General features: G+C 40.4%; 20 protein-coding genes. 5 read left to right on the top strand and 15 right to left on the bottom strand.

The annotated features are described in order from the left end of the window. Positions 1–30: 30 nt before the first annotated feature. From EKM67_RS02580 to EKM67_RS02570, 3 genes are all read right to left on the bottom strand, one after another. A complete protein-coding gene (locus EKM67_RS02580) occupies positions 31–1,152 on the bottom strand; it encodes a glycoside hydrolase family 88/105 protein (protein ID WP_125576993.1) in 1,122 nt (373 codons plus the stop codon). Between the two features lie 67 nt (positions 1,153–1,219). Continuing rightward, positions 1,220–1,828, bottom strand: coding sequence for a YesL family protein (locus EKM67_RS02575; RefSeq protein WP_125576991.1), 609 nt, complete (start codon positions 1,826–1,828; stop codon positions 1,220–1,222). Between the two features lie 81 nt (positions 1,829–1,909). Beyond that, a complete protein-coding gene (locus EKM67_RS02570; protein ID WP_225417286.1) occupies positions 1,910–2,848 on the bottom strand; it encodes an ABC transporter permease in 939 nt (312 codons plus the stop codon). Positions 2,849–3,165: 317 nt separating this feature from the next. On the opposite strand from EKM67_RS02570, the gene EKM67_RS02565 reads away from it, so the two are divergent. The 3 genes from EKM67_RS02565 (at position 3,166) to EKM67_RS02555 (ending at position 7,397) form a co-directional block, all read left to right on the top strand. Continuing rightward, complete coding sequence (locus EKM67_RS02565; protein ID WP_125576989.1) at positions 3,166–4,050, top strand: carbohydrate ABC transporter permease; 885 nt, start codon at positions 3,166–3,168, stop codon at positions 4,048–4,050. A 366-nt stretch (positions 4,051–4,416) separates the two neighbouring features. After that, complete coding sequence (locus EKM67_RS02560; protein ID WP_125576987.1) at positions 4,417–6,486, top strand: helix-turn-helix transcriptional regulator; 2,070 nt, start codon at positions 4,417–4,419, stop codon at positions 6,484–6,486. A gap of 74 nt (positions 6,487–6,560) precedes the next feature. Further along, a complete protein-coding gene (locus EKM67_RS02555) occupies positions 6,561–7,397 on the top strand; it encodes a sugar phosphate isomerase/epimerase family protein (protein ID WP_125576985.1) in 837 nt (278 codons plus the stop codon). A gap of 46 nt (positions 7,398–7,443) precedes the next feature. Here the strand turns inward: EKM67_RS02555 and uxaC are convergent, their stop codons facing one another. The 7 genes from uxaC to kduI all read right to left on the bottom strand — a co-directional run bounded on the left by uxaC (position 7,444) and on the right by kduI (position 14,036). Continuing rightward, a complete protein-coding gene (gene uxaC / locus EKM67_RS02550) occupies positions 7,444–8,862 on the bottom strand; it encodes a glucuronate isomerase (protein ID WP_125576983.1) in 1,419 nt (472 codons plus the stop codon). Positions 8,863–8,961: 99 nt separating this feature from the next. After that, on the bottom strand, positions 8,962–9,819 hold the full coding sequence (locus tag EKM67_RS02545) for a sugar phosphate isomerase/epimerase family protein (RefSeq protein WP_125576981.1): 858 nt from the start codon (positions 9,817–9,819) through the stop codon (positions 8,962–8,964). Positions 9,820–9,821: 2 nt separating this feature from the next. Beyond that, on the bottom strand, positions 9,822–10,487 hold the full coding sequence (locus EKM67_RS02540; RefSeq protein WP_125576979.1) for a rhamnogalacturonan acetylesterase: 666 nt from the start codon (positions 10,485–10,487) through the stop codon (positions 9,822–9,824). A gap of 51 nt (positions 10,488–10,538) precedes the next feature. Next, a complete protein-coding gene (locus tag EKM67_RS02535; RefSeq protein WP_125576977.1) occupies positions 10,539–11,564 on the bottom strand; it encodes a sugar kinase in 1,026 nt (341 codons plus the stop codon). 21 nt (positions 11,565–11,585) lie between these two features. Beyond that, a complete protein-coding gene (locus tag EKM67_RS02530) occupies positions 11,586–12,230 on the bottom strand; it encodes a bifunctional 2-keto-4-hydroxyglutarate aldolase/2-keto-3-deoxy-6-phosphogluconate aldolase (protein WP_125576975.1) in 645 nt (214 codons plus the stop codon). A gap of 107 nt (positions 12,231–12,337) precedes the next feature. Then, positions 12,338–13,153 (bottom strand): 2-dehydro-3-deoxy-D-gluconate 5-dehydrogenase KduD, encoded by an 816-nt coding sequence (gene kduD, locus EKM67_RS02525; RefSeq protein ID WP_379895172.1) that lies wholly within the window; start codon positions 13,151–13,153, stop codon positions 12,338–12,340. A 37-nt stretch (positions 13,154–13,190) separates the two neighbouring features. Beyond that, entirely contained in the window at positions 13,191–14,036 is an 846-nt protein-coding gene (kduI, locus tag EKM67_RS02520; protein WP_125576972.1) for a 5-dehydro-4-deoxy-D-glucuronate isomerase, read from the bottom strand. A 141-nt stretch (positions 14,037–14,177) separates the two neighbouring features. Between kduI and EKM67_RS02515 the strand changes: the two genes are divergently transcribed. Beyond that, complete coding sequence (locus tag EKM67_RS02515; protein ID WP_164506536.1) at positions 14,178–14,942, top strand: IclR family transcriptional regulator; 765 nt, start codon at positions 14,178–14,180, stop codon at positions 14,940–14,942. A gap of 106 nt (positions 14,943–15,048) precedes the next feature. Here the strand turns inward: EKM67_RS02515 and EKM67_RS02510 are convergent, their stop codons facing one another. The 4 genes from EKM67_RS02510 to EKM67_RS02495 form a co-directional block, all read right to left on the bottom strand. Next, a complete protein-coding gene (locus tag EKM67_RS02510; RefSeq protein ID WP_125576968.1) occupies positions 15,049–18,207 on the bottom strand; it encodes an AAA family ATPase in 3,159 nt (1,052 codons plus the stop codon). Further along, positions 18,195–19,325 (bottom strand): metallophosphoesterase family protein, encoded by a 1,131-nt coding sequence (locus tag EKM67_RS02505; protein WP_125576966.1) that lies wholly within the window; start codon positions 19,323–19,325, stop codon positions 18,195–18,197. The genes EKM67_RS02510 and EKM67_RS02505 overlap by 13 nt, the downstream gene beginning before the upstream one ends. 6 nt (positions 19,326–19,331) lie before the next feature. Beyond that, positions 19,332–20,240, bottom strand: coding sequence for an HNH endonuclease (locus EKM67_RS02500; RefSeq protein ID WP_125576964.1), 909 nt, complete (start codon positions 20,238–20,240; stop codon positions 19,332–19,334). Between the two features lie 105 nt (positions 20,241–20,345). Next, positions 20,346–20,669: a hypothetical protein gene (locus tag EKM67_RS02495; protein WP_125576962.1), complete on the bottom strand. Its 324-nt coding sequence runs from the start codon at positions 20,667–20,669 to the stop codon at positions 20,346–20,348. A gap of 253 nt (positions 20,670–20,922) precedes the next feature. On the opposite strand from EKM67_RS02495, the gene EKM67_RS02490 reads away from it, so the two are divergent. Next, positions 20,923–21,174: a hypothetical protein gene (locus EKM67_RS02490; protein WP_125576960.1), complete on the top strand. Its 252-nt coding sequence runs from the start codon at positions 20,923–20,925 to the stop codon at positions 21,172–21,174. 42 nt (positions 21,175–21,216) lie between these two features. Here the strand turns inward: EKM67_RS02490 and EKM67_RS10925 are convergent, their stop codons facing one another. Further along, complete coding sequence (locus EKM67_RS10925) at positions 21,217–21,348, bottom strand: hypothetical protein (protein ID WP_263853138.1); 132 nt, start codon at positions 21,346–21,348, stop codon at positions 21,217–21,219. Positions 21,349–21,395 lie beyond the last annotated feature (47 nt).

The following is a 21,395-nucleotide window of genomic DNA, read 5'->3' as shown; positions in this document are numbered from 1 at the left end:
TCCTCATTTGAGCTTTGATCATTTTTTGAATTAAATTCGACTGACAAGCGGATCCGCTTCTAACGCTGCCAACAAAAACGCCCCGTAACCCTTGAAGTCATTCGTTATGATCGGTTCGCTAATGTAATAAACAAATGACCCATCACGTTGATCCGCACCGCCTAACCCAGCAACTTGGCAATTGCGAACTAAATTCAACCAACCTTCTTTTGTATAGAAAACAAAATTATCCAGCAGCCCTTGATAAGAATCCTTGATAAATACCTGCCAATCCGGCGTCAATATCGATAAACGCGCCGCTTTTTCCATCGCGTAAACGATCATTGCTGATGCTGAAGCCTCTAAATAATTTCCATGGCGTTCACCAGCATCGACAACTTGATACCAAGCACGATAAATACCGCTTCGGTAACTACGTAAAGGCACCATAGTTTTAAGAAAAATAGCCTGTAATTGCTGAGCCTCTTTTGGAAATTCAGCGCGAATAATTTCGTAAGTATCCACCAACCCCATCAAATACCAGCCGATCGCACGACCCCAGAAATGAGGTGAGTGGCCCGTTTTAGGATCCGCCCAAGGCTGCTGACGATCTTCATTCCAAGCGTGATATAGTAGACCGGTTTTTTCATCAAGCGTGTGTTGATATGCCAACGTAAACTGCTGAACAACATCCGCCATCTCGCTTCTTGGTCGGAACTTTAAAATATATTCTGCATAAAACGGCTCGGCCATATACAATCCGTCTAGCCACATTTGTTGCGGATAAATTTGCTTATGCCAGAATCCGCCATCAGTCGTCCGGGGCATATTTTGTAATTGCTGGTAAAGTTGATCACAGGCTAGCTTATATTTCTGATCACCCGTCTGCTCAAATAAAAATAACGCTGACTTCCCATTGTTGATCGAATCTAAATTGAAATGTTCGTACTCATAATTACGGATCGATCCATCTGCTTGTATATACAATGCCATGGTTGCCTTAATATAATCTAAATATTGACGGTCATTTGTTTGCTGATAAGCCAATTTAACGCCTTGTAAAACAACCCCAATATCGTAAGACCATTTACCATTATATTGCGGTAATTCTGGCAATAATGGATAACGATCAAACAAAGTATTTAACGTGATTTCTCCGATAGGTTTATTCATCTTCGACTCCTTTAATGACGTCATTGATCGACGACATAATTATTTGTACAAATTTTTTTGCCACAGCTTAAACAAGTTGCTTATGATATAAGTTCTTGATAATCAGATTGCCATCTAAACTGAGGATAAAAACGACAAACCCCATTCCAAAGATGGCTAAAAGCACAGGTACGAATTTAGAAATCAGCAGATAAACACCAATAACCACTAGCCAGGCAATAACTGTTTGAAATAGATATCCAAAACCTAGTAAAAAGGCGCCTCTGATAACTTCATAGACCTTATTAAAATTAGTAGAAACCATGACCTTATAGACATGTGTACATGCAATTAAAACAAAAAATAAAAAGATGAGGTTAACAATACGTAAATAACTATTCTTCAAATAGAATAAATTAACGATCACGATCAGGAATAATCCAGCATAGATAGCGCTGATCGCCACTGATTGCCAGAATCGTTCAAAAAAGTAATGACAGAAATTCTTCGTAATCGGAATTTCGCGTTTTAATCTTAACCATTGATCTAAATATTTATTAAGGGCATAAAAAGCAGGTCCAATTCCGAAAATTCCCAAACCAAGAATCGAAAAAACTAACCACAGAATATTTAGATATATAATTTTAAAAATACCGATCATATAACCGTTTAATTTTGCTATCTTTTCAATCGTCATTGTCAACCCACCATTGATTTCTAATTCGTATCTACTTTTAAATTTTATTGTATATTGCAACGTTTGAATCAGTGATCGATGTTAATACACGCCATCTTCACCAACGGAATGCGCAAGCTTGTTAGCAATCATAACGAGAATCAATCCGACGACACCCTTGAATAATCCAACGGCCGTAGAATAGCTTAATTGGCCGTTCTGGATACCCGCCGTATAAACATAGGTATCGAAAATCTGGGCAACATTTTTGTTCATCGAATTCATTAACAAGAACATATGCTCGAAGCCAAGATCCATGACCTTACCGATTTGTAAAATAAATAAAGTGATGATCGTCGGGCGAATGCATGGCAAAGTAATATGCCACATTTTTTTAATTTTACCAGCGCCATCCATGTCAGCTGCTTCATACAATTGTGTATCAACATTCGTGATTGCCGCCAAATAAATGATTGTTCCCCAACCTGATCCTTTCCAAATCTCTTGGAAAACGTAAATTGGCCGCAACCAATGCGGATCCGTTAAGAACGATATTTTCGCGTGCCCCATAGAAGCGAGTATATTGTTGATCACGCCACCTTCTGTTGTCAGTAAAACGTAGAATAAGGAAACAACAATAACCCACGACATAAAATGCGGTAAGTAAATAATTGTCTGAACCGTCTTCTTGAACTTAACACTCTGCAATTCGTTTAAGAGGAGTGCCAACAAAATTGGAAATGGAAACGCAAATGCAATATCCAGTCCGAAAATGACTAAGGTATTCTTGATCAATTCCCAAAAAGTAGCTTCTCCAAACAAACGGGCAAAATGTTCAACCCCAACAAAAGGACTATGCATGATTCCTAGAAATGGTTGGTAATCTTGAAATGCAATCACCAAGCCGCCCATTGGAATATATTTAAAAATAATAAAATAGAGAACCCCAGGTAACAACATTAGATATAACGCATGATTACCTCTAATTTGACGCCACTTTTTTTGTTTAGCGGTTTTCTTGAGTTGTTTAGCTGATAGCAACTGTTCCGTTTGATCCGCTTCATGTACTGATACAACATTTTGCAATTTGAACCCCTCGCTTTTCTATTGGCTTTTATCGACTCCGACCATACTCCTGTACTATAACGAACGGTAAGTGTAATGTAAATAATCATTTGTTTACTTTGTTCATTAAATAACGATTATCTGTCAACTGTTATTCTTTGATAATCTCTTTTATTAAAAAATAAATCATCTGAAATGATGATTATAGTCGTTATCATAAAACCATGTTATATTAGCGATGTTAGCGATTACAGCGACTTGCTGCGTATTTAGCTGAAATTGGAGGATTGATCATGAATTCAAATCGTATTGTAAGAGTTTCGCGTGGAGAGCGGATTTTCCACGTCGTTATTGTGATTTTTTTGTTAATTTTTACCTTGATGTGTGTATTACCTTTTCTTAATGTGTTGAGTAGTTCTTTCGCAACACAGGCGGAATTAACAACGAACCCATTTATTCTGATCCCAACAACCTTCACATTAAACGCCTATCGATATATTTTATCGACACCAACGATTTTTAGAAGTATTGGGGTTTCAGTTTTTGTCACCGTTGTCGGAACAGCTTTAAGTATGATCCTCACTTCGTTCATGGCATATGCGTTGTCACGCAAATATCTTCATGGACGTAAAGTGATCAACTTCTTAGTTGTCTTTACAATGTTATTCAGTGGTGGGATGATTCCTAGTTTCATCTTGGTTCAAAGTTTAGGCTTGATGGATTCGTTATGGTCCTTGATTTTACCGAGCGCAGTCAGCGCCTATAACATGATCATCATGCGCAATTTCTTCCAGGGTATTCCTGATAGTCTTGAAGAATCGGCAAAAATGGATGGTTGCACCGACTGGGGCGTTTTCTTTAAAATTATCCTGCCTTTATCACTACCATCTATTGCGACAATTTCATTATTTTACGCCGTTTCCTATTGGAATAATTACCAAACAGCGATCCTCTATATTACAAGTGCTAATAAATGGCCGGTCCAAATCCTATTGCGTCAAATCGTTATCGTTTCGAGTGGTATTGACGCGGATGCTTCGGCAATGGACGTCATTCCACCCGCACAATCCGTCAAAATGGCCGTCATTATTATCGCAACACTGCCAATGCTAGCTGTCTATCCCTTCATCCAAAAATATTTCGTCAAAGGTGCCATGATCGGATCAGTCAAAGGTTAAACTCATTTAATTCTAAAAAGATTTGTTTTTCGAATTGAAAACGGTTTATACTGGAGCTGCAAGTGTGACAGTATTTAGTTGCAAATTTGGGCTGAAATTTAATATCATCGCCGAGTAACACTTGTGTCCGCCTTTTGGATACAAGTGTTACTCACGTTAATCATAAATTTCAATATTGCAACATCGATTCTGATTTTAAGTGATTTGGGGTAAGATCATGATTAAAAATAAATCGCGTTTTTTTTAAGTATCCTTGTTCCAATACTAATTTTCGGCATTGTTATTATTGGTGGCTTTAGTATCTACGTTTATCAGACAACCTATAACAATATCCTGAGCAAGTCCATCGAGAACCGCCGAAATTATTTGGATCAAGTAGAGAGTAATCTGGAACAAAAAATTCGCACTATTGAATACTCTTTTTCAACTTATAGTACGACTAAATCGTTTCAAAGCGTGATCAACAAGTCATTAGATCACTCAAGCTACCGCGATGTGAAGGATGTTAATACGGAGCTTTCATATATTAGCGTGATGGGCATTGAGAATACCGATTATGGTCTGGTCAACCTGAAACGCAATTGGGAAATCACTGATGGTTCACTCAAACAAGTTTCCAAGACGAAAAAAAAAGCTCTGTTGCAGTTAATGACTAAAAGTAATGCGCAGCTTTTTTGGCGTGTTCATAATAACGGTATCCAAATGCTAGTCTCACTGCCATTTTTCGAAAGTGAGCGAAAAGCTTTAGGAACAGCAGACATTAAAAAATCCACTATCGAAAATATCATCAGCGATAAAAATGCTTCTTATTTGGGAATTATCTCCGCAGATGATCACGTCCTTTTTCAAAATAAAGACTTGATCAACGCTAGTTTACGAAAGAAATTGCAAACCAATCTTCAAAATAATGCTAATGGTCGGATCCAGGATACGGCGGGTAATGTCTACGTCTATTCGCAGTCAAGTTATAACAATTGGATCTATGTTACTCGCTTAGATCACAGTCAAGTCGTTGCTCAAGTTAGCACCTTGGCAATTGCCTTGATGATCATTAGCCTACTCATGCTGGTTATGCTTTATGCGGTCGCCTATCTAATTGCCGATCATTCTACAAAACCTATCCGCGAAATTCGTGATCATTTGGCCGTTCCTGCGACTACGACAGCAACTACTAAAGAAGAAATCGGTCAAATATTAGGTGGTATCGATAAAATCGTTTCCGAAAATGAGATCTTAAATCGGACGATTGATTACCAAAAACCTGAATTAGAAAACCTGTTCATTCTCAATTTATATCGTGATTATGTGCCTGAAGAAGAGATCCCCAAACGTTTGAAACAATTCGGCTACACGCAAATAACTAGCAAACAATTCGTGACGATCCTAATCCAAATTGATGATTATGGAAATCACACCTTCAATGCCAATGATATTTTGCTGATGGCAATCGAAAACATTGTGGCCACTTTGATTCCTGCTCCACAACGATTCAAACCAGTTCTGGTTAACAAAGATACACAAGCAACTACTTTATTCTTTGCCGCAGCAGATAATCCGAAAAAAGAAGTTCTGCAATACTGTAATCAGATTCAGCAGGCCGCCTTTAAATATTTAAAGATCAAGATCAGCCTGGGGATTTCGAATCTGTACACTGATTTAAAAGACAGCAAGAATTCCGTTGATAACGCTAAAGAAGCCTTGCATTTCCGCATCAATCTTGGCGAAGAATCCATTATTTTCTATGATGAAATCGCGGCTGGTCTCAATCAAGCAGCCATTATTAAATATCCACAAAGTAAACAAGAGATGATGGATGCCATTCGTGCTGGTGACAAAGCTGCCATTGAAGAACTCTTTCCAAAAGTGGTCCATGAGATTTTCGTCGAGAATACCAATCCTCTAAGTTTAAAAACAAGTATTTTGCGCTTAGTCGGTGATATCATTCAGCTCGGACAATTGCTCGGCCTAAATTTTGAGTTGTCACATGATATCAGATATATTTACTATAACGTTATAACGATCGATAATCAGAATCAGTTGACCCAGATGCTTTATACATCTCTTGTTGATCCAATCGTCAACCGTACTTCTGATCGTAATAATAATGATTTACAATCTCTGTCTGATCAAATTATTCAAATCGTTCGCACCCGTTATGATGAGGATATTTCCTTAGATATCATCGCAGATGAACTTCATTACAACGCCAACTATCTCAGCAGTGTTTTCAAAAAAGAATTCGGCACTAACTTCAGTGATTACCTCCAAAACTATCGGATCGAGATATCCAAGAAGTGGCTGGTTGAAACTGGTATGACTGTCAAAGATATTTCGAACAAGTTATGCTACAACAATTCGCAAAACTTTATTCGCTTCTTTAAAAAGCATGAAGGCATCACGCCTGGTGCTTATCGGCACCGTTACAAATTATCATAACGCCGTAACAAATCGATTAATTTCCTAACTGCGCTGAATTAAATTTATGATTTAAACTAGAGGAGGTCGCACATATGCTCCCACTTAATCTAGGCATTCGTGCCCACGATTTAGCATTTTCTGATTTAAATTCACTGATCGACCAATTAAACTTATATGAACTTCACCATATTCAGTTTGCACCGACAAAATGTTTTCCAGACGTCTTTGAAAACAAAGTCCCCAGTAAAGGGCTCGCTAACTATTACGGACAGACTTTACGTAACCATCACATCAAAATTTCGATTCTTGGTTGCTACATCAATTTATCAGCAAGTGATTTAAACAAGCGACAGAATGAACTCGACAAGTTTAAATATTATAGCGAGTTGGTCACTGACTTTGACGCCGCAATTATTGGCACTGAAACTGGTAGTGTTGGTAACGGATATACTGAAGCTAATTTCACCGAATCGGCTTATGTAACGGTTAGAAATTCTGTCAGTCTGATGATCGACAAAGCCGAAAAATTGGGCGTGACTATTGGCATTGAGCCTGGCCAGAATCACCCTATTCATACTAGCGCGCTCGCCAAACGATTGTTAAAAGAGATCGATTCACCAAATCTTAAAATTATTTTGGACTTTGCCAATTTAGTCAATTCAGATAATTATATGGATCTCGATCGTTTAATTGAAGATGCAATCGAAGATTTAGTCGATGATATTGCCGCCATCCATTTAAAAGACTTTATGATTGATAATCATCAGCTCAAAATAGTCCCAGTTGGTCAAGGTCTGATGGACTATCGACCGATCCTGAAATACATTAAGCTGAATAAGCCGATGATGTACACATCGCTAGAGTCGACCAAAGCACCTGATATTACGCCAGCTATTGAGTCACTCCAAGAAATTTATGATCAGATTTAAAAAATCCCCGTGATCAACTCGATCACGGGGATTTTTATTTGAATTTTCACTTAAAGAATCCAAAGTAGTTATAAGCATTATTATAGCTAATATCTTGAACGATTTTGCCAATGACCGCTAAGTCGTCAGGCACGCGCCCTTTTACGATCAACTGACCATAATATTCGCACAAAACGCGGCGGAAATATTCATGACGTGGATATGACAAGAAGCTGCGCGAATCAGTCAACATTCCCACAAAGTTTGGCAACAAACTTTGTTCAGCAAAGGTTGTTAATTGTTGCGTCATGCCTTCTGCAGTATCGTTGAACCACCAAGCGGCACCTAATTGCAGGCGTTGAACGCCGTTGCCTTGGAATGATTGCATCATCGTTGTTAACGAGAGCCAATCATTCGGGTTCAATGAATAGAAAATTGATTTCGGAATTGCATTTTCATTTGCCATCTTAATGTATAGCTTCTGCATTTGAACGACAATATCTGGTTGTGAACCCATCGCATCGTAGCCTGTATCCGCACCAATTTTGGCAAACATTTGCTGATTCAAGTTGCGTGCTGAATTAATATGGAATTGCATCGTCCAATTAAATTCGGTATTTAACTTCATTAAGTTTTCAATCAACGCAGTGACGTACTGATTGATTTCTTTTTGACTGAGAGGCTCGTTTTGGGCTGCTTTGGCAACGATTGCATCTAATTGGGTATCAGTGGCTTCGACGAAGATAAAAGTCTCTAGTGAGTGATCAGAGAGCGCACCACCCATACTGGAGAAAAATTCAAATCGCTGGCGTAATGCCGCAACCAAATCTTTAAACGAATGGATCGCCACACCGGAAATTTGTGCGAGTTGTTTGAGATAGTCGCCATACTCATCGTTTTCAAGATGAATCGCCTTATCTGGCCGCATCGCTGGCAAAACTTTAAAGCCATTCTCTGCTTCATCTTTTTTTAATAGCTGATGAAAATGTAGATCAGAGGCTGGATCATCGGTCGTACAAACTGCCTTTACATTGGAGTTGCGGATCAATTCGCGCGCACCGAAATCATCCGTTTGTAATAATCGATTGGCCTTTTCCCAGATTTTCGGCGCATTCTTGACCGTTAATAGATCATCGATACCAAAGAAGCGGCGCAATTCAAGGTGTGTCCATTCATACAATGGATTTCCGACCGACTTCTCAATTGTTCCTGCCCACGCGACAAACTTGTCATAATCATCACCGTCGCCCGTGATCAATTCTTCGGGGACACCATTCGCGCGCATTAAGCGCCACTTATAGTGATCTCCATATGTGCCTTCATTCAGCCAAATACTAGTAATATTCGCAAATTTTTTATCATCATAAATTTCTTCCGGATTCAAATGACAGTGGAAATCAATAATCGGCATTTTCTCCGCATAATTATGAAATAATTCTCGTGCTGGCTGAGTTGTTAACAAAAAATCCTGATCCAAAAAAGACATCTTGGCACCTTCCTGTTCATTTTTATAAGTTCGTGTAAAACATCAACCACGTTCTGTTATCACCCTAGGTATAAACGATTGGCGCAGTTTCTTCAATAATCATTTTCTGATTAGATGCTGATCTGCCTCATGTTCCAATTCTTGAATGCGCCGAATCGACCGTTCAAAGTTGGTCGCAGAAACTTCATCCCAAACCTGATATGAATAAGGTGCCAATTCTTGAATCACCTGCAGTGCAGCCGCCAGATCGATAACACCGTCGCCAACAGGCACTGTTTGAATATGATTGTCGTTATAAACGTAATCTTTAAGATGAAACGCATAAATTTTCCGGCCAAACTGCTGGATCCCTGTCCTCAAAATAGCAACCACATCAGACTTTTCACTGGAAACGAGGTTGGTGGCGTCAAATATTAATTTTAAATTAGGTGACGGAATCGCGTCTAACAATTGTTGAATGGTTGCAAAATCATGGATCGGATGATTGACGCCTGGCTCGATCCCGACCAAACAACCAATTTTCTCAGCCTGTTCAACGAGATATTTCACCTGTTCAATGACATCATCCACGGCTTCCGGCGTATAACTCGCCGCACGTGGCAAAAATAAATCATCCACACTACCCGTTTCCGTTGCAACCAGCGGGACGCCAAACGTGCTGGCCATCGACATATAGTCAATAAACCGTTCCAAATTTTGTTGTCTGATCTTCAAATCCGGATGAATAATATTCGAATAGCAACCCAGAATCGCAATCGACACATCATGATCGGTAAAACATTGCCTGGTATAATTTGCTAATCCGAAATTCAGGTTATTCCCTTGATCCGTCAAACCCGCCAACGAAAATTTAGGCGCAAACTGAACGTAATCAAATCCCATGGCTTCGATGCGCGAAACCAGCGCGTCCGGATTATCAACAATTTGAATATCATGTGCACGAATACCACAATTCATTTTCAATCACCTGCTATTTCAGCGTTTTTATAATCAACGTACATTCTCGCAATCCCCTCAGCAAATAAATGCGCGCCCAGAATCGAGAAGTGGGTATTATCGCCGACACCTTCAGGATAGTTAGGAGATTCTCCATATGCCAAGTGATTAAAAAGCACCACGGAATTTTGCGGACCCATTTGCCGTAATAAATTCATCGAAAATTGATTCGCGTCTAACAAAGTTACATTTGTTTTCTCAGCGGTTTGATAAACCGCTTTTAAATAATCGCCATGCGTATCTACTAAGATATTCTCTTTGAAGTTGCGACGTGCCTGTGGCGTTAACAAAATCGGTGTGGCATTTTTAGACTGAATTTGGGTCACAAAATAGATTAAGTTTTCTGAGAATACACCAAAAGGATCCGTATAACGAGCCGGATCCCTGACTTTTTCATCATTATGGCCAAACTGGATAAAAACGGTATCATCGGGTTGTAAAACGCGTAATAATTCAGTAAATCTATTTTCAGCTAGAAAAGATTTCGTACTGCGGCCATTGACGGCTAAATTAACAACCGCTTCTTTTTTTGCACCTAAGAAAAGATAAAGATACTCTCCCCAACCGCTTTGGGGCTTTTGTTCTGGACTTTTAGTTGCCGCCGTAGAATCACCAATGATATAAAACATTTTGATCTCCTTGAACCATTTTTAAAACAAATCTTGCGGTTCACGCTGACGTTATCTGCTCATACTCGCGCCAGCGCCTTGTCCTTTGATTGCGCGAATTTCCTGATCACTGACCAAATTTAAATCGCCGCTGATCGTCAATTTCAAAACACTCGCCGCAATTGCATACTCGATCATATCTTGCGGTTCAAAATTGTGTACGAATCCGTGGATTAAGCCAGCGCCAAACGCGTCGCCAGAAGCGACACCTTCCATGACGTGCATGTCATAGACCGGAGCATCGTAATATTGACCGTCATGTAATAATAATCCGGTCCACTGACTTGCCTCGACAGAATAAATGTTGCGGAGAACACTTGCAACTGTGTGGCAGTTCGGATAACGTTTCGTCACTTCGAGCATACCGGCCTTAAAATCGGCTTTCTGGTCAATTCCGCGACTCATATCACCGTCGAAGGCTTTAATGCCAAGAGAGGCTTCGAAATCTTCATCATTAGCGATGCAAATATTCACGTATTGCATTAATTCAGCCATGACCTCTTGCGCACGTTCAGGTGACCACATTTTTCCACGGTAATTCAAATCGCAGACCACCGTGATCTGATGTGCCTGACAATATTGGCAAGCAGCAAGAACGGCCTCTTGCAATTCACGCGAGATTGCTGGCGTAATACCTGAAAAATAAAAATAATCAACATCAGCTAACAATTTCGGCCAATCAAATTCAGTCCGCTTTGTTTCAGCAAAGGAACTTCCCGCACGATCATAAACAACATTAGTTGTTCGCACGCTGGCGCCTTTTTCAAAAAAGTAGATACCTAAACGAGGCCCACCGCGTAAAACTTTATCCGTTATAACGCCGTACTTTATCAGCGTGCCTAGCGCTGCATCGCCTAATAAATTGTCAGGAAATTTAGTGAGATAAGCTGCTTGATCGCCAAGCAAACTTAAAGACACGGCTACATTTGCCTCAGCACCACCATAATTTACTTCAAAATCTGCGGCCTGCAAAATCCGATTATTGCCTGCGGGTTTCAAGCGCAGCATCATTTCCCCAAAGGTCAATACTTTAGTCATGAGTAATAGCCTCTTCAGTCGTTATTTTTGACGCCAAGCTTGGACTTTGCTGACAAACTTAGATGCATTATCAGTGATTGTCTCCAGACTTGTCTCGCTATTACCAACTAAGCTACCACCAACACCGACAACATATGCGCCTGCATCAAGCCAATCGGTTAAATTGTCTAAGTTCACGCCACCAGTGGGCATGATTCTCGTCGTTGGAAATGGGCCGTGCAATTCTTTAGTGATCGAAGGACCAACAACACTGGCTGGGAAAATCTTGACCAAACCAACACCGGCTGTTTTAGCGGTATAAACTTCTGTTGGTGTGAAACAGCCAGGGAAGTAATTAATGCCTTGTGCGTTACAAGTCAACGCAACTTGCTCGTTAAAAGCTGGACTAACAATGAATTTCGCGCCAACTTTAATGGCTTCATTCGCATCAAATTCGGTTAAAACTGTACCTGCTCCAATCAACACATCAGGTTGATCAGCGTTTGCTGCAATTAATTGACGGATCGCTTCGGCGGCATTGGGAACGGTATAAGTTAACTCGATCCCTTTAACACCACCAGCAATACAAGCCTGGGCAACCTCAACACTTCGTTCTACGGTATCTGCACGAACAACGGCAACAACACCGGCCTCGCCGACTTTAGTTAAAATTTCTTCTTTTGACATTGGAATACGCTCCTTAAAATAATATAAATGAAATTCATCAATGACACGGTAAAAACTTGAACCCAGAATATTGGATTCAAGTTTCCACTGTGCTTAAATATTGCTGATTATCTAACTAAATAACCACCATCAACAGCTAAAATATGGCCGTTGACATAGTTTGAAGCTGCGCTGGCCAAGAAGACTGCCACACCCATGAGTTCAGATGGTTCTGCCCAATGACCGGCAGGAATCCGACTTAAGATTTCGTCGTTACGATCTTTTTGCGCGCGAATTGGTTCCGTATTAGCAGTCTTGATGTAGCCCGGTGCAATGGCGTTAACTTGAACGTTATAAGCACCTAACTCGCTGGCAAATGCCTTAGTTAAACCGGCAACACCATGTTTGGATGCCGTGTACGAAGGAATAAACTTGCCACCTTGGAAGGAAAGCATTGAGCCAATATTAATGATCTTACCTGATTTTTGTTTCGCAAATTCTTTAGCAGCCGCCAAAGACAGGTGATAAACAGCATTCAAGTTGATATTGATGACGCGATCCCAATCTTCATCTTTCGACTCCAACAGCGGATTACGCTTGATCATCCCTGCGTTATTGATTAAAATATCGATATGACCAAAAGTCTCAACTGCTTTGGTAACAACCTTTTCAGCGATCCCTTTTTCTGTTAAATCGACATTCATAAACTCAACTTTATGACCGCGCTTCTCGATCATGTGCCGCGTTTCGTCCCATTCGGCAGTCCCAAATGTTGGAATAAAAATATCCGCGCCAGCTTCGGCCAGTGCAACTGCATAGCCTTGTCCAAGGCCAGTGTTTCCGCCGGTAATTACAGCAACCTTTCCGTTTAGTGAGAAGGCACTCATTTTAAATTTATCGAGAGCTGCTTCGTTTTGTTTGATTTCTTCTGGTGATTGCGCCATTTTTATGATCTCCTTTTCGAAAACAATGAAAATCCGATTATTTCAAATCCTTCATTTCGACAACATCCATGTCATCGTACGTCTGGTTCTCGCCACACATTGCCCAAATAAAAGCGTAACTAGTTGTCCCGACACCACAGTGAATCGACCAGCTTGGGTTCACAACGGCGTCTTCAGGATTTAAGAAAATATGCTTAGATTCGTTAGGTTGTCCCATGAAATGGATCACGCGTGTATCGGGTTCGGCAAATTCAAGATAGAGATAAGTTTCCATGCGACGTGCATGCGTATGTGCTGGCATGGTATTCCAAGAATTACCTGGCTCTAGAACGGTATAACCCATTTGTAATTGGCAAGTATCCATTTGCGAAGCATCGATATATTTGTAAATTGTTCGCTTGTTCATATGCTTTTGATCGCCAATTGGTTTGGCTAAAGCATTGGCAAATGGTAATTTTTTATTAGGAAACTTAGTTGTTCCGGGCGTTGAAACAACGTAGAACTTAGCAGGGTTTTTAGGATCATCCGAAGCAAAGACCACATGTTTTTCGCCAACACCAACGTAATAGCCATCATGAGCAACCATTGGTTCTGTTTGACCATCGATCGTTATTGTACCGTTACCGCCAATATTAATGACGCCCAATTCCCGACGTTGTAAGAAATAATCGACACCAAGTTGCTTGTCCAAAACGATCTCTAATGGTTCAGCACCTGGCGTAACACCGCCGAAAATCATTCGATCATTGTACGTATAAACTAAATTAATATCCCCAGTTGAAAATAAGTGTTCTGCTAAAAATTCCTCGCGTAATTTTTCCGTGTCATAATGCCGAATATCCTCGGGACTGTGTGCATATTTCGTAACCATTTTAAAGCTCATGTAAAAACCTCCTGTAATTTCTTTATTGGAAATACTATTTCCAAATCGCAAATAAATGATATAATAGATTTGTGGAAAAAGCAAGTGTATGCGGTATCATTAATCATAAATATTTCACTCAAAATAAAGGAAGCACTCAAAATGACAGAAGCAAAAACAACTTACGGTACAGTATTGATCAAAGCCAATCAGATCTTAAACGCAATTGCCGTTAAAAAAGCGACTAATCTCTCAGAAATTTCTCAAGAGACTGGCATCACCATGTCAACGACGTCAAAGATTTTAGAAACCTTACAGCAGATCAACTATGTCGTTAAAAACGAACAACATAAAACTTATAAAATCGGCCCGGCTTTTCTAAAGTTTAACGATGCATTTCTCGAAGAGTTTAGTCTAGTGACGCTATGCCGGCCGTATTTATTATCACTGCGCGACAAATTCGGTGAAACGGTTCACCTAGGTGGCCTCGAAAATGACGAATTAGTCTACCTCGATAAATTTCCCGGTAAAAAATCGATCACGGTCATGACCTCCCATGTGGGCATGAGAGCACCACTGTACGCAACTGGAATGGGCAAGGCAATCCTGAGTACTTACCCGCAAAAACGGCTCCAAAGCTATTTAAACACGCATGAATTGACACCGATCACGGCATCAACGATCACTGACCAGAAAGTTTTATTTTCACAGCTTGAAGATGCACGTCAGGCCAACTTAGCCTTCGATGATTCTGAGCGTGATGAAGATGTTTATTGCATTGCTTCAACGATTATCAATAATCGGAAATTACTGGGCGCCTTTAGTATCAGCATTCCTAGATATCGCTTAGACGACGAGATCAAAGCGGAAATGAAAGTCGAGATTGTTCGCACGAAACAATTGATCGAAAAGCGATTAGCCATTTAGCTCGAGTTAAAAAATTAATGACCACAAAAAACTCTCTGAAAATCAATTCAGAGAGTTTTTGAGTACCTATATTTTTCATCCGGTCATCGTTTTTCGTAGCAAGTAATTATTCAGTGACTTGATATTCGATTCTGCTTTCACCGCCACCATTGCTAATGACTTTCAATTGATCCGGAATCTGCGTTTGCAATTCATGAACATGACTAATAATCCCGATCATGCGTTGTTGGCTTTCCAAACTCATCAGTGCATCAATGGCTTCATTCAGCGCGTTTTCGTCCAATGATCCGAAGCCCTCATCCACAAATAGCGCGTTGATTTCGATGGCGCCAGTTTGTTGCTGAACAACTTCTCCCAACGCGAGCGCCAGCGCCAATGCCGTGACAAAACTTTCGCCACCAGAAAGCGTCCGTACGCTCCGTTGATGACCAACATAATCGTCGAAAACATCCAGTTCAAGTCCGGAATTCTTGCGCGTCGTTCCAGATTCCTGGGCGAGCATGAGACGATATCGCCCCTCCGTTAATCTTTCCAGTCGCTTATTGGCAACTAAGAGCACTTCACGAAGATAGGTCCGCAAGACATAACGCTCTAGACCTAGTTTTTGACTGCCATTGCCACGCGTGACCTCGCTCAAAATTTGTAGCTCACTTAAATCATCGATTTGTTCTAGTAATTTCCCAACTTGTTGATAAATCCGCCGTTGCTGCGCTATTTGCGTCTTTAATTGGGCCTTGACTTCTATTTGCTGATTAAGTTGCTGCTTGATTTCATCGAGAGCCGTTTGCGCCCCAGTCACATCTGGCGATTCGTTGTAATCTTGCAGTTGCGTTTGTAAATTGACGAGTAACGTTTGCGTTTGAGTGATCTGCTGTTCAAAATTTGAAACTTGTTGTTGCCATAGTTCAATTTGACCAACGGTTTTTAGCAACTCTACAAATTGATCAAGCTGCTGTTCAAACGTTAATGTTGCCCATTGTTCATTGAAAATTACACCGAGTTGTTTTTTTGTAGCGTTATAACGGCTTTTTTGTTCGTCCAGTTGTTGATTATAATGTTGTTGATCCGTTTGATTAGCAACTTCTTGTTGTTGTAACTGATTGATTATTCGACTGTTCTCATCAACTTGTTGTTGATATTCGTTGATTTGTTGTTGACTCGTCTGCAAGAAATCATTAAGTGCAGCTAATGTCGCAAATTCTGTTGGCAATTGTTTCTTTTTGTCTGCCAATTGTGTGTTGATAATTATCAAGGATTGCTGAAGTTCGACGGTCTTATCCTGTTCGGAATTTTGAAGGACGGTTAATTCCTCAGCTTGCTTTTTCAATGCGATTAGCTGTTTGGCTTGTTGGTCCGCAGTTGCCTGTTGGTCGACTAAACGTGTTTGCCGAGACGATATCTCTAGCTGTTGTTCTTGGAGCCACGTTTTAATTTCGTCCAGTGACTCAATTTTCTTAAAAGTATCAATCAGTCGTAGATTTTGAAGTAAGTTTACTTTCCGTTGTTCCGTTTCGTTAACTAATTTTTCTTGTTGACCTTGAGCGACTTCCAGTTGATTCTTGCTTTGTTCTAGTTTTTTAGCTGCAGTCTGACGTTTCTGATCTGCCAACTCGACAGATTGCTCAGAAACTGTGACTGCAACACTACTTTCAGCGCTCGCCGTCAGCACTGCTGGATGCTCAGTCGACCCACAAACTGGACAGGCTTGATTAGGAATCAAGTCTTTTCGCAAGATCAAAATTTGCTGATAGGCATAATCGCTCTTCGTCTGCTGATAGTCACTTAATGCCTGATCATATTCAGTATGACGAGTATTCACGCTCGTCTTTAATTGCGTTATTTGTTGAGCTGACTGAGTAATCGTGTCGGTATTTTGCAATAATTGCGTAATTTCCTGTTGCCAACCTGTCAGCCGTTGTTGCTGAAGATCTATTTGGTGTTGCTCTTGATAAAAATCTGGTAATTCTTGTTGAGCCTGGTTGATCTGCGCTGCATTTTCTTGAACAGCAGTTAATTGTGCTTGTACTTTGGCTAATTTCTTTGCTTGTAACTGTTGATTTTGACTGACTTCTGCTTGTTGCTTAACGAGTTGATCAACTTGGCGATATAACGGCTGTAACGCTGAAAAACGGATGACTTTCTGATTCAATTCCGTTTGATCTGCCTCTGCGGACTGTAGTTGATATTGTTGTTTCTGCGCATCATTCAATTGCTGCTCTAGCCCAGTCGCAGTGAGCTTTGCGTCGGCAATTTGTTGTTGTATTTTGTTGATGGCCAACTCTAACTGCTGTAACTCAGAATATTGAATGTAATACTTTTCGGCCCATTTTGCTAAGTTGATTTGTTGCTTTAACTGATTGATGGTTGGTTCTTGCTGGCGCATCATCACTTCTTCGGATTCTAGCGCTGTTCGCTGTTGGAAAAGCTTCTGGATTTGCTGTAATTCTGTTAGATGGTTTTGCTTCTGTTCACTTTGTTCAGACAGCTTCCTCAGTGCAACATCACTATCTTTTAACGTCTGCTCTGACTGATCAATTTGCTGTAATAATTGCTGCAGTCTCACCGTTACGGACGGCGTTCCCTGTTCTTCATCGTCTTCGGGCCAGTCAATCTGCTGTAGTAACGCTTGGATTTTTTGCTGAGTCTCGATGTTTTGTTGCCGGGCTTGTTTATACTTATCTTGTAATTGATCGACCCACCGTTCATAACGGCGTGTTTGGAATAAATTACGCAACACATCTTCCTTTTGGTTACTGTCACCATTTAAAAACATGCGAAATTCGCCCTGAGGTAGTAAGACGATTTGTCGAAACTGAGCGGCATTTAATTGGAGTAGATCTGTTAAAAAAATGTTGGTTTCGTCAATTTTTGTATATTGTCGCTCTTCTTTTTCATCCGTGTCGTCCTGATAGACCGTCAATTCTACTTGCGCCGCGCGTTTAGTCGTTCCTTGACCACGCTTCTTCGCCAAAACTTGCTCGGGTTTGCGGATCACGCGATAAAATCGGTTGCGATGTGTAAACGTCAATTCCACACTGGTTTCATCAGAATCCGCAGCAAATTCCGAGCGAAAATCAGCGACTTCGCGTTGTGAACCCGAAGCCGTTCCGTATAACGCGAACACCAATCCATCAAAAATTGTCGACTTCCCCGCGCCAGTGGGGCCGCTGATCAAAAACATCGATGACTGATCAAATTTTGTAAAATCAACTTGTTCATAACGATACGGTCCGAAAAAGTTCATCGTTAGTTTTAATGGTCGCATTGATCTGCCTCCTGTAATGCTTGCTCCGCCAATTTCTTCTGATTTTTCGACAAATCCGTTTGCGTCGCATCATGATAAAAATCTGCTAGAAGTTCCAACGGCGATTGAATTTCCTTAGCCGTGATTTCTTGATCCGTAAATGTCGCCAATCCATGCGCGCGACTCATCGTCAGGAATCGCGGAAATTTCTCGTGCAAAAAATTGCTGGCATTACTAATTACATTGGTATCCTCAAGAATGATCCCAGTATAAGCAGATCGATCAATATGATGTGCGGTTAAATAAGCGTCATCTGTCAATTCTGCAAATTTACCCTGCACATTCTGAACCTCATGCAATTGCTTGATTGGTTTAAACTGAACACGAATTTCCGGATCGGTGTCAACAATTAAAACGCCTTTGGTTTGTAACGCTTCTGACAAAGAAAACTTGAGTAATGAGCCGCTATAACGGATCAATGGCTGTTGTAACGCCTCTTTATTATGGACATGACCTAAGGCAACATAATCAAAAGGTGACAATAAATCTAACGGAACGGCGTCCAATCCACCCACGCTAACTGTTGTTTCAGAATCGGAATGTTGACTACCCGCAGCAAAAAAGTGCGCAACCAAAACCGGCTTTTTGCCCGGCTTAAACTGCGTTACCATTTGCTGCACAATCCGCGTCATGGCTTGTTCCAATGTCTTGATTTGATCGTCTTCGAAAAATTGACGCGCTTCATAAAGTTCAAAATAAGGTAACAAAAAAAACTGAACATCAGCCATTTCAACCGGCTCAAATGCTTGTGCTAATTGGGTATGTAAATAAAAATTAGTTTGTTGATACCACTGATTACCAACACCCAAGCGGACCGCACTATCATGATTCCCATTGATCATCAACAAGGGGAGTTTTAACTCTAGATTGATCTTCTGAATAATTGCGGCAAGCTGTGCGACTGCCGGTTCTGCAGGATTTTGTCGATCATACAGATCTCCCGCAACGACGATGGCGTCAACAGCTTCGTCTTTGGCAATCTGAATCAATTGTTTGATGGCATAATCCTGTTCGTCATACAAATCATAACCAAATAATCGACGACCAAGATGCCAATCTGCCGTATGTAAAAATCGCATTAATATCTACTCCTTCTGCTCAAGCTGCCAAGTTTCATAATGAGAAATAATATAATCATGTCGCGTTTGGATCAATTTTTGGTAATCACTATCTTCGCCATCGATCAAACCTTGAAACAGCTTGATTTGCTTCCTTAACGCGACTAATTGCGGATCACGAATTTCAGCGTTCAAATGACGTTGAACAGCTAACCGATTTTGGTATGTTTTCTGTTGGACGTTTAAACGTTGTAATGTCTTCTCATAATCACGAAGTTGTGCGAGTGTGGCCGGAATTTCTTGATTCCATTGCCAAAATTGTTGGTAAGGCATGCTGCCCTTTAACTTATTGCATTCGCGGCAAGCCAACGTTAAATTTTCCAGTCGATTATCATCCGAAAGTGTTACTCGGTCTTTATGATCGACACTATCACCATAACGGCCGCAATATTGACATTGGTGATGAAATTTCTCGCGAATATAGGCGCGCGTCGTGTAATCCAACGTATTCTTATCAAACAAACGATCAACATCGAACCCTAACTTAGCCAAGTCATTGGGAAGATTCCCCGTTATAACGGTGGCTGCTGGTTGATCTTGCCAGGCAATTATCCGCCGATAAAAATCTCGACGCATTTTTGTGTTTTGCCACGAACCAGTGAGCGCGTCGAAAGCATCAATCAAACTGGCGCACCTCTTTTTTTGTGACTTATTTAATGACAATCGTTGCTTAGACTGTTGAGGGGCACCCGTTGGTAATCCTAAATAAACCCACTGCCTAACTGTGGCTAGTGCGCGAGTTTGCGTGTTTTCAAAATCACCGAGTTGCAACCCGCGCACCTGACAAATATCACAAATACTCGTCAATTGTTTGTCAGCCAAAATAAAATGTTGCTGATCAAGGGTCAGTCGACAATATTGACATTTAAGCCGCATTTAACTCATTCCTTTCAACGTTAAAAAAATCCGAATGATCAATTGCGCATCATTCGGATTTTTCAAGTGATTTCAACCCTGGGTCATTAAAGACGCCGAATTAAATCAAACAAAATCATCATAAACTATTTCGACTAAATTCTTCTTAGTCGCAAAATTGACTTGGTAGACTGCCTGCTCAAGTGCCTTCTCATATTCATCCAAAACATCCTGAGGTAGTGGTGTCACCCTCGCTAATTTTGCAATCATTTCGCCAACATCTTCGATACTGTCTAAATCAACGAATAAATAGATTTTAGTCAAAATATCGTGAAGCAGATCAGTCATCACCGCATTAGGTTTGCCATTCAGGTCTGTCAGAGCAACTGAATCTGGCGAAACATTCTGATGATTGATCGTAATAAATTTGAGTGCTTGAAAAACATTCATCTGCTTTACCTCATACGCTGTCTTATTATCCCTATCTTAGCACAATTTGGCCACAGCAACAGCTAATTGCAAACCGAAATATTTTAAATGACCGAACTTTAAATCTATTAACAAGTCTTAATCATATTTACCAAACGTTAAGAAAAAATCCGTTTTCTTCAAACTTAAATCTGAATTTGCCTCTATATTTCATCACGATCTGAACATTTTTTCTCGGTACACTAATTACAGTTACCAAGAAAGGTTGATTCAGATGCTGATTAACGACAAACAAGTGATTTCCATTCAAATCAAAAAAATTATTAATACGAAAAATATCGAGTGTCTCTCCGAAGATGGCGAAGTGGTCAACTTACATTTGACCGCCATTGAAAAAAACGACCCCTTATTCTGGTGGAGTCTGGTCAAAATCTATACGGCTCAACTATGGATCCCGATCGTTAAACAAACGCGCACTTTACTGGAAACAGACTGGTTGCAAGATCCACTCCCAATATCTGACTAAATAAAAAAATCGAACAAAATTGTCCGACTTCAGTCCTGATGCTTATTTATCAGCGTCAGCTAACTTCTTCAAAGTTTCTAAAACCTTGTCGTTAGCTTTTTTGTTCTTTTTAATGTTTGTTTCGTTAACAGGGCGACGTGCACCGCTAATACCAGTATGATTATTCTGTGACATGATGAACCTCCTTACGTATTGAGTTAATTTTATTGCATTTGCGCTAA

Source organism: Lapidilactobacillus mulanensis (genome assembly GCF_003946215.1).
Taxonomy (GTDB): domain Bacteria; phylum Bacillota; class Bacilli; order Lactobacillales; family Lactobacillaceae; genus Lapidilactobacillus; species Lapidilactobacillus mulanensis.
This window is presented reverse-complemented; position numbering and strand designations above follow the sequence as displayed.